General features: G+C 73.4%; 9 protein-coding genes. 5 read left to right on the plus strand and 4 right to left on the minus strand.

The window, feature by feature from the left end; all coding sequences use genetic code 11:
• Together ACFHYO_RS08380 and ACFHYO_RS08385 are read right to left on the minus strand one after the other, a co-directional pair.
• Positions 1–659, minus strand: a 659-nt coding sequence (locus ACFHYO_RS08380) for a transglycosylase domain-containing protein (protein WP_394319711.1), incomplete at its 3' end; no start/stop codon positions are given.
• Positions 660–711: 52 nt separating this feature from the next.
• Positions 712–6,351 carry an MG2 domain-containing protein gene (locus tag ACFHYO_RS08385; protein WP_394319683.1) on the minus strand — a complete coding sequence of 1,880 codons (5,640 nt, stop codon included), beginning with the start codon at positions 6,349–6,351 and terminating at the stop codon, positions 712–714.
• A gap of 294 nt (positions 6,352–6,645) precedes the next feature.
• On the opposite strand from ACFHYO_RS08385, the gene ACFHYO_RS08390 reads away from it, so the two are divergent.
• The 5 genes from ACFHYO_RS08390 to ACFHYO_RS08410 all read left to right on the plus strand — a co-directional run bounded on the left by ACFHYO_RS08390 (position 6,646) and on the right by ACFHYO_RS08410 (position 11,961).
• Positions 6,646–8,253: an ABC transporter substrate-binding protein gene (locus ACFHYO_RS08390; protein WP_394319685.1), complete on the plus strand. Its 1,608-nt coding sequence runs from the start codon at positions 6,646–6,648 to the stop codon at positions 8,251–8,253.
• Positions 8,254–8,358: 105 nt separating this feature from the next.
• A complete protein-coding gene (locus tag ACFHYO_RS08395; RefSeq protein ID WP_052171749.1) occupies positions 8,359–9,369 on the plus strand; it encodes an ABC transporter permease in 1,011 nt (336 codons plus the stop codon).
• On the plus strand, positions 9,366–10,298 hold the full coding sequence (gene nikC, locus ACFHYO_RS08400) for a nickel transporter permease (RefSeq protein WP_394319687.1): 933 nt from the start codon (positions 9,366–9,368) through the stop codon (positions 10,296–10,298). Before ACFHYO_RS08395 ends, nikC begins: the two co-directional genes overlap by 4 nt.
• A complete protein-coding gene (locus tag ACFHYO_RS08405; RefSeq protein WP_394319689.1) occupies positions 10,295–11,194 on the plus strand; it encodes an ABC transporter ATP-binding protein in 900 nt (299 codons plus the stop codon). The genes nikC and ACFHYO_RS08405 overlap by 4 nt, the downstream gene beginning before the upstream one ends.
• The gene (locus tag ACFHYO_RS08410; protein WP_036733988.1) at positions 11,191–11,961 is read left to right on the plus strand and encodes an ABC transporter ATP-binding protein; all 771 of its coding nucleotides are present in this window, start codon (positions 11,191–11,193) and stop codon (positions 11,959–11,961) included. Before ACFHYO_RS08405 ends, ACFHYO_RS08410 begins: the two co-directional genes overlap by 4 nt.
• 3 nt (positions 11,962–11,964) lie before the next feature.
• Here ACFHYO_RS08410 and ACFHYO_RS08415 read toward each other — a convergent pair whose 3' ends face one another.
• Positions 11,965–12,729 (minus strand): SDR family NAD(P)-dependent oxidoreductase, encoded by a 765-nt coding sequence (locus tag ACFHYO_RS08415; RefSeq protein ID WP_394319691.1) that lies wholly within the window; start codon positions 12,727–12,729, stop codon positions 11,965–11,967.
• A complete protein-coding gene (locus ACFHYO_RS08420; RefSeq protein WP_394319692.1) occupies positions 12,726–13,547 on the minus strand; it encodes a PCC domain-containing protein in 822 nt (273 codons plus the stop codon). The genes ACFHYO_RS08415 and ACFHYO_RS08420 overlap by 4 nt, the downstream gene beginning before the upstream one ends.
• Positions 13,548–13,568 lie beyond the last annotated feature (21 nt).

Genomic DNA, 13,568 nt, shown 5'->3' on the forward strand with positions numbered 1-13,568 from the left:
CCCAGCGCCTCGGCCCGCGCCAGCACCCGGTCGCGGGCGATGCGGGCGGCCTCGCGCCGCGCGGGCAGGTCGGGCCGCCGCGCCTCGGGCGCCTGCGGCAGCGCCACCAGCAGCGCCGATTCGGCGGGGGTCAGGCGGCGCGGCTCCTTGCCGAACCACATCAGGCTGGCCGCCCGCACCCCTTCGGTGTTGCCGCCATAGGGCGCGAGCCGCAGGTAGAGGTCGAGCACCCGCGCCTTCCCCAGCCGCCGCTCCAGCGCCAGCGCCACCCGCGCCTGTCGCAGCTTGGCGCGCCAGTCGCCGGGGGGCGAGCGCTCGAGCAGCCGCGCCGTCTGCATCGACAGCGTCGAGGCGCCCGAGACGATCCGCCCATGCGTGAGCGCCTGCCACCCGGCCCGCGCCACCGCCCACGCATCCACCCCGTCGTGGTCGGCAAAGCGCCGATCCTCCCACGCGATCAGCAGCTTGAGGAAGCCGGGGTCGACCCCCTCGGCGGGCGGGGCGAGGCGCCAGAGGCCGTTCTCGACCGGAAACGCGCGCAGCAGGCTGCCGTCGTGGGCCACCACCTCGGTGCCGGTGGCGACCACCAGCGGCGGCAGCACGGTGGCGTCGATCCAGGCCGAGAACGCCGCCCGTCCCCGGTCGGCGGCCCCGGCCATCACCCCCAGCGCCACCGCCGCCGCGATCAGGCGGCGGCCAGCCCGGCGCGGATCAGCGGGTGATCGTCGTCGTGCCACTGTCGGTCCAGGCCCTCCGCTCGGCGCGGTACATGTCCTCGACGCTCGCCGCCGGGTGGTGGAACCGCCCCGGCGTCACCGCCCGCAGCCGATAGGCGAGGCGGATCGGGTCCGACCCGCTGGCGTTCACGGCCGCGGCGAAGCGGTCCTGCCGGAACTCGGTCATGTCCGCCGTGCCGGTCTCGCCCAGCCAAGCAAGGTCGCCGGTCTCGCCGCTGGTGAGCAGGTTCGGGTTGTCGATCTCGAACCCCGCCGGCAGCGGGTCGGCGATCAGCAGCCGCCCGTCCGCCGGGCCAAGCGGCAGCACCTCGAGCACCGCGACGAGCCGCGTCCCCAGCGCCACCTGCGCCGGGTCCACCGGCAGGCCGGCCTCGGTGAAGTAGTGCCGGGCGATCTTGAAGGCGGTGCCGCCGGCCTTGGGCGGATCGACCGGCACGGCGGTCGCGCCGATCACCACCCGGACCGGCGCGGCGCCGCCGTTCGCCAGCGCCACCGGCGGCAGCGCGGCGGCGTCGCCCAGATCGACCAGCGGCGCCGACAGCGCCGCGCCGGAGAGCGTCAGCCCGCCGCCCGCGTCCCCACCAACGCTCAGCGCCTGCGCGGCGAGGACGAGCCAGCCCGCCTCCTGCGTCGAGAGCGCCGCCTTGTCGGCCCCCTCGGCGATCCCGGCCGACAGCGCCGCGCGGTCCACCGCCTGCGACCCCGCCTCGGCGGCGAGCGCCAGCACGCCCGCGCGGTCGCGCAGGATCGTGCCGTAGTCGGCGCGGAACAGCGCATCGGGCTCGCGCCCGGCGTCGGCCAGCGCCTGCGCCTGCCGGAACATCCGGTCGGCGCGCGGCTGGTCGCCCACCGCCGCCAGCGCCGCGCCCATCTGCGCGGCGGCCAGCGGCGTGGCGAAGCCCTCGCCCCCGGTGTCGGCGTAATAGCGCAGGTCGCTCACCACCGCCTGCCCCTCGCGCGCCAGCACATAGGCCGCATAGGCGGTCGCCGCATTCTCGTCGGGATCGGCGTTCTGCGGGTCGGCGGCGGCGTTGAGGCCGTTCTGCAAGGCCCGCAGCGCCGCCTTGAAGGACGCCTCGGGCACCGCATGGGCCGCCGCCCGCGCCCGGCCGAGGAAGTCGGTGACATAGGCCGTGAGCCAGCGGTCACCGCCTTCCGCGCGCCAGAGGCCGAAGTCGCCCTCGGCCGTCTGCCGGGTCAGCACCTGCGCGATGGCGTCATCGACCGCCTTCGGTTCGACCGACGGCGGGCGCGGCACGCCCTCGGGCATCAGCCCGGCGGCGTAAAGCTGCGGCAGCGCGCCCGAGGCGATCTGCTCGGTGCAGCCGTAGGGATAGGTGACAAGCCGCGCCACCGCGCCCGGCACGTCAAGCTGGGCATAGGCGCCCGAGGTCAGCGTCATCCGCCCGGTGCCGGGACGGAAGGCCCCCAGCGGGGCCAGATCCACCGTCTGCGCCGCACCGGGGGCCAGCGTCAGGTCGATCCGGCGCGTGACCGGCGCATCGCTGCGCGCGACCGGGATGGTCAGGTCCTTGGTCACCGTGCGCCCGTCCGGCAGCGTGGCCGAGACGCGCAGCGCGGCGGTGCCCTCGGCCTCGGGGGCGGTGAGCGTCAGGGGCAGGGTGACGGCCTGCCGGTCGGCCAGCGTGACCTCGCCCGGCAGGCCGTCGGTGGTCAGCGCCACGGCGGCAGGCGGCTCGGCCGAGCCTTCGGCGGCCGGCGCCTCGCTCGCGGCGGTCTGCACACCCGCAAGGTTCTCGACCCGCAGCGCCACCGCGCCGGGGGGACCGGCCACATGGGTCAGCGCGAGGCTCGCCTCGGCCGTGTCGCCGGGCGACAGGAACGCGGGCACGGTCGCGGTCATCACCACCGGGTCGCGGACCAGCATCGTGGTGTCGGTCTGGCCCACGCCGTCGGCGTTCCAGACCAGCGCCATGACCCGCACCTCGCCGTTGAAGTCGGGCAGCGGCACCTCGACCGTCACCTTCCCCTCGGCGTCAAGCGTCAGCGGGCCCGAGAACCACGCCATCAGCTTCTCGGTGGGCGGCGGCGCCTGGGTCTGCATCGAGGCGGCGTCGCCGCCCGCGCGGATCGCCGCGTCGGCGGCCCCGCCGGGCAGGATCAGCCGGCCGTAGAGGTCGCGCATCCCGACGCCCAGCCGGCGCTGGCCGAGGTAATGGGCGCTGGCCGAGGGGGGCTGGTAGCTGGTCAGGTTCAGGATGCCCTGATCGACGGCCCAGATCGTCGCCTGCACGGTCTTGCCCGGCGCCGCGCCCGCGACGGCGAGCGTCACCTGCGCGGTGCCGCGCGGGTCGGCCTCGGCGGGCGCGGTCAGCGTCGCCTGCAACGCCCGGTCGCCCGGCTCGACCGCGGCGGCGGCGATGCCGAGGCTGCGGACCGGGGTGTGGCGCGACAGCTCGCCCGTGCCTGCGGCGACCGGCCGGATGGCGCTGACCGCCACATAGGCGTTGGCGCCCCAGTCCTCGGTCACCGGCAGGTCCACGGTGTTGGTCCCCGCCGTGACAGGCACGGCCTTGAGGTCGATCACCCGGTTCGACAGGACAGAGACGACCGCGACCCCGTCCGCCGCGGCCTCGAGCGTCACCCGCGCGGTGTCGCCGATCCGGTAGGCGGGCTTGTCCAGCGCCACGCTCAGCCGGTCGGGCGTGTCGGTGCCGGTCGCGGCGACGCCCCAGCCGGCGTCGAAGCGCAGCGAGCTTTCCGCCCCGTCGCTGCCGGTCACGACCAGCTCGTAGCTGCCCCAGTCCACCGGCACGGTCAGCGTAGCCGGGCCGTCCTCGGGCTGGACCACGCCATTGGCGACCCGCGCGCGGCGGGTGATCGGCTGATAGCTCCAGTCCCCGCCGAGGGCGAACCACTGGTAGTCGGTGTCCACCCGGTTCAGCACCCAGTCGAGCCGCCCCGCGGTCGGCGTCAGGTCGGGGCCGAGCGCGACGAGGCTGAACTGCGCCTCGGCGCCCTGCGGCACGGTGCCGTCCGGGAACTCGGGGCGGATGCCGGGCGCCGGGCGGGCGGGGAGGACCAGCCGCGTGTCGGTGCGCTCGACCGGGCGGCCGGCGCCCTCGCGCAGGGTCAGGGTCAGCGCGGCCTCATAGGGCCGGGCGGACGCGGCGAGCGAGGCGGGCAGGTCCACGCGGGCGGCAAAGCGGCCCTCGGCGTCGGTGGTGCCGGCGGGCATGGCGACGTAATCGGGGGCGCTGTCGGCATCGGCGCGGCCGAAGACATAACCCTCCCACCCCGGCAGGGCGCGGGTGGGGGTCAGGCGCAGCGAGCCCTCGACCGGCAGGCCGGCGGCGGGGGCGCCGAACAGCCAGCGGGCGTCGATGGCGGCCGCGACCGGCTCGGCCGGCGACTGCGGCGCGTCGGGGAGGTTGAGGTCAAAGGCGATGCGCTCGGGGCGGAAATCCTCGACCAGCAGCCGCGCGGTGGCGAGCGGCGGGCCCTGATCCTCGAGCCGGAACTCGACCCGCCAGGCGCCGCGCGGGGCGGTGTCGGGGATCGGCACGGCGAGCGTATAGCCGCCCGCGCCCGCGGGTTCCGGCATCAGCCGGGCGTGCTCGACCCCGTCGGGGCGCAGCACCACGGCGCTGAGCGGCAGGCCGTCGATCGCCCGGCCGCGGTCGTCGCGGGTCATGACGGTGGCAAAGGCGGTCTCGCCCGCGCGATAGGCGCCGCGGTCGGTGGCGGCGAAGACATCGACCGGGGGGGCGGGCGGGTTGCCCTCGACGCCGCGGTCCGAGAGGTCGAACTCGGGGTCGATGAGCGACAGGAAGGCGAGGTCGGTGACCTCGTCGCCGCTGCGGGTGGTGGCGGTGACGACCGCGGGCTCGGCGGCGTCGCGGCCGCGGGTCAGCCCGGCGTCGAAGCGCGCAACGCCCTGATCGTCGGTCTGCGCCGTGGCCAGCACCGCGTTCCCGCGCGAGATCAGCGCCACCTCGACCCCGGCCCGGGCGGCGGCGTCCGAGAGGCCGCGCACCGCGACGGTCAGCCCGTCGCTGCCCGACCAGCTCGCCAGCCCGAGGTCCGAGATCATGAACCACTGCGCCGCCGCCGGCGCGACCTCGGCCGACACGCCCTCGACTTGCGCGGTCAGCACATAGATCCCGGGCGTCAGCGGCCCGGCCCCGGCGCGGTTGAGGTCGATCCGGTTCGCCACCTCGGCGTTGACCGGGTGGCTGCCGCCGCCCGCGGGCGGGGCGACGGTGGCGGTGCCGGTCCAGATCCGCTCGCCCATCCCGGCCGAGAAGGTCTGCGCGCCCCATTCATCCAGCGGTGCCGCGAAGATGCGGTCGCGCAGCGCCCGCACGAGGTTGCGGTCCGACATCCGGTAGAGCGTCAGCCCGACCTCGGGGGCGTTGACGGTGGTCAGCGTCAGCCCCTGGTCGCCGCCCGTGGGCAGCACATAGGCGCGGCCGGGGAACCGCGCCATCGGCGCCCGGTCGCGGACATACATCGAGAGGGTGACGGGCTTGGCCAGCACCTCGCCATCCGCGGCCGGCAGGCCGGGGCGCAGGGTGATGTCCAGCGCCGCGCCGCGCGCCATGCCGGTGATGCAGAGCTGGCTGCCCTCGCCCTCGACCGCCAGCCCCTGGTCGGGCAGCGCCACGAAGGGGCGGAAGTCCACACCCGGCGCCAGCTCGCCCGAGAAGTTCACGCAGGCGCGCGGGTCGGGGGTGTTGGCGTCCACCTGATTGTCGGTGACGCGGAAGCCGTGCCGGTCCTGAAAGCCCTCGATCAGCGTGGCGAGCTGCGCGTCACCCGCGCCGCCATGCGCCTCGGCATGGCGCAGCGCCTTGAGCCCGTCGGGGCCGCGGTCCTGCCGCTCGGCGATCAGCGCCCAGGCGGTCAGCGCCGGCAGCCCCGGCCCGGTGGTCCGCAACCAGGCGTTCAGCGCCGCCGACTGCGCGGCGCGGTCCATCTGGAAATCGTTGCCGCCGTTCTGCCGCCCCGCCGTCTCGAGCGCCGCCGAGAGCGCCAGCCAGTCGTCGGGCGCGTCGGTCGCGGCCGTCACCGCACCCAGCCAGCGCACCGCGCCGGTGGGGTCGTTGGCCTGCGCGGCGGCGTCGGCATAGCCGCGCAGCACGTCCAGCGGTTCGCCCGAGCCGGGGTAGAGCGTGCCCAGCCCCTCGGCCTGCCGCCGCGCGGCGGTCAGGTCGTCGGGGCGCAGCCAGCCCGCGGTGCCCTCGGTCCGGGCGGCCACGGCGGCGAGCGCCGCGGGGTCGGTCGCCAGCACCTGCCCCGACTGCGCGCCGACGAAGGGCGCAGGCGCGCCCGCGGCGGCCTTGGGGAAGCAGGCCCGCGAGCGGGCGTTGTAGGTCAGCGCCTGGCAGTCGGGGTTGGCAAGGCAGAGCTGCACGCAGGCATCCGCCGTGGTCTGGAAGATCGGGGCGAGGTCGCCGCCCGGCAGGTCCATGTCGGCCTGCAGCACCACCCGCCGTTCGGGCAGCGGCGATTCGGCCCATGCCGTGGGCGCGAGACCCAGCCCCAGCGCCAGGGCGAGAAGCGCGCCGAGCCCGCGGCGGGGGCGCGACAGGGGCCTCGCATCGGGCGTCGGACGGGGGGCTGCGGGGCGGAAACGCATCGGACCGGACATGGCAAACCCTCCTCGGGACGCGGCGCGGTCATGGTGCCACGACCGGGCCGGGGCGGCAATCGCCGGGACGGGCGGGCGGCCCGGCGGGCCGGTCCCGATGGCGTGAGGCGGGCCGCGGCGGGGCTGGTTGGGCGGCTGGCCGGGGGCCGGTCGGGGGCGTGACGGCCCGCGCGAGCCGGGCGGGACGGGGGCGAAAAACCAGCCCGGTCTTGTTTCCCCGGCACTTCTGCCGCAGTGTCGCGGCTGGACCCGCGCCAAGACGGGCCTCACGCGCCACCAACAGGACATCATCCCATGACATTCCAGATCACCGCCCGTGCGCTGCTGCTGGCCTCGGCCGTGGCCCTCTCGCCCCTCGCCCTGCCCGCCGCCTGGGCCGCGACGCCCGCCGACACGCTGGTCGTCGCCGCGACCATCGACGACATCATCAGCCTCGACCCGGCGCAGAGCTTCGAGTTCTCGGGCAACGACGTCACCCAGAACCTTTATGACCGGCTCGTGGACTTCGATCCGCTGGCGCTGGACAAGGGCTTCCAGCCCAGCCTCGCCGAAAGCTGGAAGACCAGCGAGGACGGCAAGACCCTGACGCTGACCATGCGCGAGGGGGTCAAGTTCCAGTCCGGCAACCCGGTCCGGGCCGAGGACGCCGCCTGGTCGATCCAGCGCGCCGTCAAGCTGGACAAGTCGCCGGCCTTCATCCTGACCCAGTTCGGCCTGACGCCCGAGAACGTCGAGCAGATGGTCAAGGCCGAGGGCAACACGCTGTCCATCACCATGGACAAGCCCTACGCCGAGACCTTCGTGCTGAACTGCCTCACGGCCAGCGTCGCCTCGGTCGTGGACAAGGAAACGGTGATGGCCAACGTCCAGGGCGAGGACCTGGGCAACACCTGGCTGTCGACGAACAGCGCCGGCTCGGGGCCCTATTCGCTGGCCGCGTGGCGTCCGAACGAGGCCGTCCAGCTCGTCGCCAACGAGGGCTATTTCCAGGGCGCCCCGGCGATGAAGCGGGTGATCGTCCGCAACGTGCAGGAATCCAGCGCCCAGCGGCTGCAGCTCGAGCAGGGCGACATCGACGTGGCCCGCAACCTGACCCCCACCGACGTCGAGGCGGTGGCCGGCAATGACGCGCTCAAGATCACCGACGAGCCGCGCGGCCGCATCCTCTACATGGGCCTGAGCCAGAAGGACCCGCTGCTGTCGAACCCGGCCGTCATCAAGGCGATGCGGCACCTCGTCAACTTCGAGGGCATGGCCGGCAGCTTCCTCAAGGGGCAGTGGAAGATCCACCAGAACTTCCTGCCCGAGGGGTACCTGGGCGCCTCGGACGACAACTCGTGGACCTATGACGTCGAGGCCGCCAAGAAGATCCTCGCCGAGGGCGGGGTGACGGGCGGCACCGTGACCACCAAGGTCCGCGACCTGCGCGAATATCTGGACGTGGCCCAGACGCTGCAGGCGTCGATGGCCGAGGCCGGGCTGACGCTCAACATCGAGCAGATGACCGGGGCGCAGGTGCTGGACGCCTATCGCGCCCGGCAGGTGCCGATCTTCCTGGGCGAGTGGGGGCCGGACTATGCCGACCCGCAGACCAACGCCTCGACCTTTGCGCTGAACCCCGACAACGAGGCCGAGAAGGGCTCGACGCTCGCGTGGCGCAACTCGTACGCCGTGCCGGCCGAGATGCAGGCCGCGGTCGAGGCCGCGGTGATCGAGGGCGACGGCGAGAAGCGCAAGACAATGTATCTGGACCTGCAGAAGCAGTACCACGACGTGGCCCCGATCCTGCCGCTGTTCCAGCGGGTCGAACAGACCGCCTCGCAGAAGGGCGTCGAGGGCTGGTCGGGCGGCGGCGCCGTGACCGCGGTGCAGTACCGCTCGGTGACGAAGAAGGCCGAGTAACCCTTGTCCACGACCGACCAGCTCGCCGGGCGGACCGCACCGCCCGGCTCTGCCGATCCGGGCCCCGAGGGTCCGGGCGCGTCCCCGCGCGGCCCCAGCCGCGCCATGCGCCGCACCCGCCAGATCGGCGGGGTGTTCCTGTCGCTGCTGCTGACGATGCTGGGGCTGCTGCTCGTCACCTTCATCATCGGCCGGGTGATGCCCATCGACCCGGTGCTGAAGGTGGTGGGCGAGCGCGCCACGCCCGCGCAATACGAGGCCGCGCGGCAGGCCATGGGCCTTGACCAGCCGCTGATCGTCCAGTTCCTGCGCTATATCGGCGACGTGCTGCAGGGCGATTTCGGGCGCTCGATCTCCACCGGGCATCCGGTGGCCGAGGACCTGCGCCGGGTGTTTCCCGCCACGCTCGAGCTGGCGGCGCTGGGCACGCTGATCGGGGTCACCGTGGGGGTGCCGCTGGGCGTCATCGCGGCGGCGAACCGGGGCGGCTGGATCGACCAGGTGGCCCGCGTGCTGGCGCTGGTCGGCTATTCGGTGCCGATCTTCTGGCTGGGGCTGATGGGGCTGCTGGTGTTCTACGGCATCCTCAACTGGGTCGGGGGGCCGGGGCGGCAGGGGATCATCTATGACGGCATGGTGCCGGTGAGGACCGGCCTGTTGCTGGTCGACACGGCGCTGGCCGGGGACTGGGCGGCGTGGCGGGATGCGTTCTCGCACATCATCCTTCCGGCCTCGCTCTTGGGCTATTTCAGCCTCGCCTACATCAGCCGCATGACCCGCAGCTTCATGCTCGAGCAGCTCTCGTCCGAGTACATCACCACCGCGCGGGTCAAGGGCCTGTCCGAGCGCCGGGTGATCTGGGGCCATGCCTTCCGCAACATCGCCGTGCCGCTGATCACCGTGATCGCGCTGTCCTTCGGCTCGCTGCTCGAAGGGTCGGTGCTGACCGAGATCATCTTCTCGTGGCCCGGCATCGGCAGCTACATCACCAAGACGCTGCTCGCCGGCGACATGAACGCGGTCCTCGGCGGCACGATCGTCGTCGGCACCTGCTTCGTGGCGCTGAACCTGCTCAGCGACATCCTGTATCGCGTGCTCGATCCGAGGGCCGGATGACCCCCCTGCCAGATCACGCCGCCACCCCGCAATCCACCCGCGACTGGCTTCTGTCGGACGCGCCCACCACCCGCCGGCAGGCGCGGCTGGGCGCGCTCTATCAGGGCTGGCTGGTGTTCCGCGCCAACCACCTGGCCGTGGTCGGGCTGATCATCCTCATCCTGCTGATCGGCAACGCGATCTTCGCCCCGCTGCTGGCCCCGGCCAGCCCCTACGCCCAGAACCTCGCCGAGCGGCTGCAACCGCCCTCGGCCGCGCATTGGCTGGGGACCGACCACCTCGGGCGCGACATCCTCTCGCGGCTGATCTGGGGGTCGCGGATCACGCTGTTCATCGTCGGCACGGTGGCGCTGATCTCGCCGCTGATCGGGCTGATCGTCGGCACGCTGGCGGGGTTCGCGGGCGGCTGGGTGGACCAGGTGCTGATGCGGATCACCGACATCTTTCTCGCCTTCCCCAAGCTGATCCTCGCGCTGGCCTTCGTCGCGGCGCTGGGGCCGTCGATCACCAACGCGGTGCTTGCGCTGGCGATCACCGGCTGGCCGCCCTATGCCCGCCTCGCGCGGGCCGAGACGCTGACCATCCGCAACGCCGATTTCATCGCCGCGGCGCGGATGCAGGGTGCCTCGCCGCTCAGGCTGCTGGTCCTGCACATCTGGCCGCTATGTCTCTCGTCGCTGATCGTGCGGGTGGCGCTCGACATGGCGGGGATCATCCTGTCGGCTGCGGGGCTCGGGTTCCTCGGCCTCGGCGCGCAGCCGCCGCAGCCGGAATGGGGGGCGATGATCTCGGACGGGCGGACCTACATCCTCGACTTCTGGTGGGTCGCGGCGATGCCGGGGATCGCGATCTTCCTCGTCAGCCTCGCCTTCAACTTCCTCGGCGATGGCTTGCGCGACGTGCTCGACCCCAAAGGGGGCGCGGAATGAGCGCGCCGCTCCTCTCGGTCCGCGACCTGCGGGTCGCCTTCCCCACGCGGCAGGGCGTGTTCGAGGCCGTGCGCGGCGTCAGCTTCGACCTGGGCCGTGAGCGGCTGGGCGTGGTGGGCGAATCCGGCTCGGGCAAGTCGATGACCGGGCGCGCCATCCTTGGCCTCGTGCGCCCGCCGGGGCGGGTCACGGCCGAGCGGATGGAGCTTGACGGCCAGTCGATCCTGAACCTGCCCGAGCGGCAGATGCGCGCCATCCGCGGCCGCCGCATCAGCATGGTGATGCAGGACCCCAAGTTCAGCCTCAACCCGGTGATGCGGGTCGGCGACCAGATCGTCGAGGCCTACCGCCAGCAGACCGGCGCCGGCCGCGCCACCGCCCGCACCCGCGCGATGGAGATGCTCGAGGCGGTCCGCATCCGCGAGCCGGAACGCGTCTTCGGCGCCTATCCGCACGAGGTCTCGGGCGGGATGGGGCAGCGGATCATGATCGCCATGATGCTCGCCTCGGGCCCGGAAATCCTGATCGCGGACGAGCCGACCAGCGCGCTGGACGTCTCGGTGCGGACCGAGGTCCTGCGGATCATGGACGATCTGGTGCGCGACCGCGGCATGGGGCTGATCTTCATCAGCCACGATTTGAACCTTGTCGCGCAGTTCTGCGACCGGGTGCTGATCATGTATGCCGGCCGGGTGGTCGAGACGCTCGCCGCCCGCGACCTGCACGCCGCCCGCCACCCCTATACGCAGGGGCTCTTGAACAGCCTGCCCCGCCTCGATGCCCCGGTCGAGCGGCTGGCGGTGCTGGAACGTCGGCCCGAGTGGAACGACGGCCCGCTCGACCCCGCGCTGGTCGATGCCTCGATGATCGATGCGTTCCCCGGGGGCGTGCGATGAGCGCGCCGATCCTCGAGATCCGCGACCTGCGCGTGTGGTTCGGCAACCCGCCGGACCGCGTGGATGCCGTCAAGGGCGTCGACCTGACCGTCGCGCGGGGCGAAAGCTTCGGGCTGGTGGGCGAATCCGGCTCGGGCAAGTCCACCATCCTGCGCGCTTTGGCGGGGCTGGCGCCCACCTGGTCGGGGACCATCACCGTCGATGGAGAGAGCCTGCGCGGCACCGCCCGCAGCAAGGCCTTCCACCGCAAGGTGCAGATGGTTTTCCAGGACCCCTATGCGAGCCTGCACCCGCGCCACACCGTCGACCGGGTGCTGGCCGAGACGCTGAAGCTGCAGGGCATGGACGACATCGACCGCCGGATCGCCCGGCTTCTCGATGACGTGGGGCTGGGGCAGGGCTTCCGCTTCCGCTATCCCCACCAGCTCTCGGGCGGCCAGCGCCAGCGTGTCGCCGTGGCCCGCGCGCTCGCCGGAGAGCCGGCGCTGTTGCTGCTGGATGAGCCGACCTCGGCGCTCGACGTGTCGGTGCAGGCGGAAATCCTGAACCTGCTCGCCGATCTGCGCGCCGACCGGGGGCTGACCTATCTGATGGTCAGCCACGACCTCGCGGTGATCGGGCATCTCTGCCAGCGGCTCGCGGTGATGCAGGGCGGGCTGATCGTGGACCGGCTGGACGCAGCGGCGCTGCGCGCGGGCCGCGCCGACAGCGCCTATACGCGGCACCTGATCGAGGCGTCGGCCAGCTACGTCGGCTCGGCGGGCTGAGGCCTAATCCCCCCGCCGCAGCGCCGGCAGGCCCACGCCCGTCGCGTCGAACCCGCCGTCCACCGCCAGCGTCTGCCCGGTGACGAAACTCGCCGCCTCCGACAGCAGAAACGCGATCCCCTCGCCGATCTCGCGCGCCTCGCCGTAGCGGTTCAGCGGAATGGCGTCGTAATAGGCGGCAATGATCTCGGGCGCGTGGACGGCCATGGCGAGCTTGGTCCGCACGGGCCCCGGCGCGATGCAGTTGACGCGGATGCCCTGCTCGCCCAGTTCCGCCGCGAACTGCTTGGTCAGGTGGATCACCGCCGCCTTCGAGGTGCCATAGGCGACCCGCAGGGTGGACGCCCGCAGCCCCGAGATCGAGGCGATGTTGACGATCGCCCCCCGCGTCTCGGCCAGCGCCGGCACCAGCGCCTGGGTGCAGAGGAACACCCCGTCGAGGTTGGTGGCCATCACCTCGCGCCACGCCTCGAAGTCGGTCTGCGGGGCGCGGGCGAACAGCGCCACGCCGGCGTTGTTGACCAGCCCGTCCAGCCGCCCGAAGCGGCCGAGCGCCGCGTCCCGCATGGCGTCCACCTCGGCGGGGATCGAGACATCCGCCACGATCGGATGCACCCCCTGCAACCCCGCGGCCGCCTCGGACAGCGCCGGGGCGTCGCGGTCCACCATCGCCACCTGCCAGCCGCGTTCGAGCAGGATTTCCGTGGTGGCGAGGCCGATGCCGCGCGCGGCCCCGGTGATCAGCGCGACCTTGGCGTGGGTGGTCATGGGCGATCCTCCATCGGTTCGATCAGCAGTTCCAGCGTCACGCCCACCGGGTTGGCGCCGCGTTTCAGCTCGCCTGACTTGATGCGCCCAGCGATGTCCACGACCTCGATCCCCACCCGCGCCCGACCCGCGCGCAGCACCGCGCCGTGCAGCCGCAGCTCGGTCGCAAGGCAGTCCATCCGGCCGCCTTGGGCGAAGCGCACATGGTCGATGCTGCCGAGCCCATGCAGCCTTGCCTCGGTGATGCCATGGGCGGCGGCGAGCGCCTCGATGGCCGTCACCACGTCCTCGCCCGGCGCGATCCGGGCCAGAAGCCCGTCGCCCGCGCCGTCGCCCTCGGGCTGGAACAGGGTGAAGGCGGTCTCGTCGTCCGGGCGCGCCACGAACCCGGCGTCCCGCGCCCCCAGCCCCGTCACCGGGGCGTCGGCGGCGACCACGCTCTCGAACGGCAACAGGTGCCCCATCGCCACCGGCGCGCGGCCCGCCTGCCACAACCCATGACAATGCAGGAACGCCGCCCCGTCGCGAGTCCCCACGCTGGCCGTGGCGCGAATGATCCGCGCCTCGCCGAGAACGTGGGTGTCGGAATACCACGCCGCATGAACCCCGTCGGAGGACAGCGCCGGCAGCACATACCGCAGCGGCGCGCAACTCACGCCGTCCAGAAACACCATCCCGCCGCGGCAGCCGGCCTCGGCGAACAGCCGCGCCACGCCCGCCATCACCGTCTCGCCGGCCCTGAGCACCCCCGCCACCGGCTCAAGCCGCGCCCGCACCGCACGCACCCGCTCGGCCGCGCGCGGGCCGGGGTGGACCATGCGCCCCTCAGGCGGTCCCAA

This window comes from Paracoccus panacisoli (genome assembly GCF_042435015.1).
Lineage (GTDB): Bacteria > Pseudomonadota > Alphaproteobacteria > Rhodobacterales > Rhodobacteraceae > Paracoccus > Paracoccus panacisoli.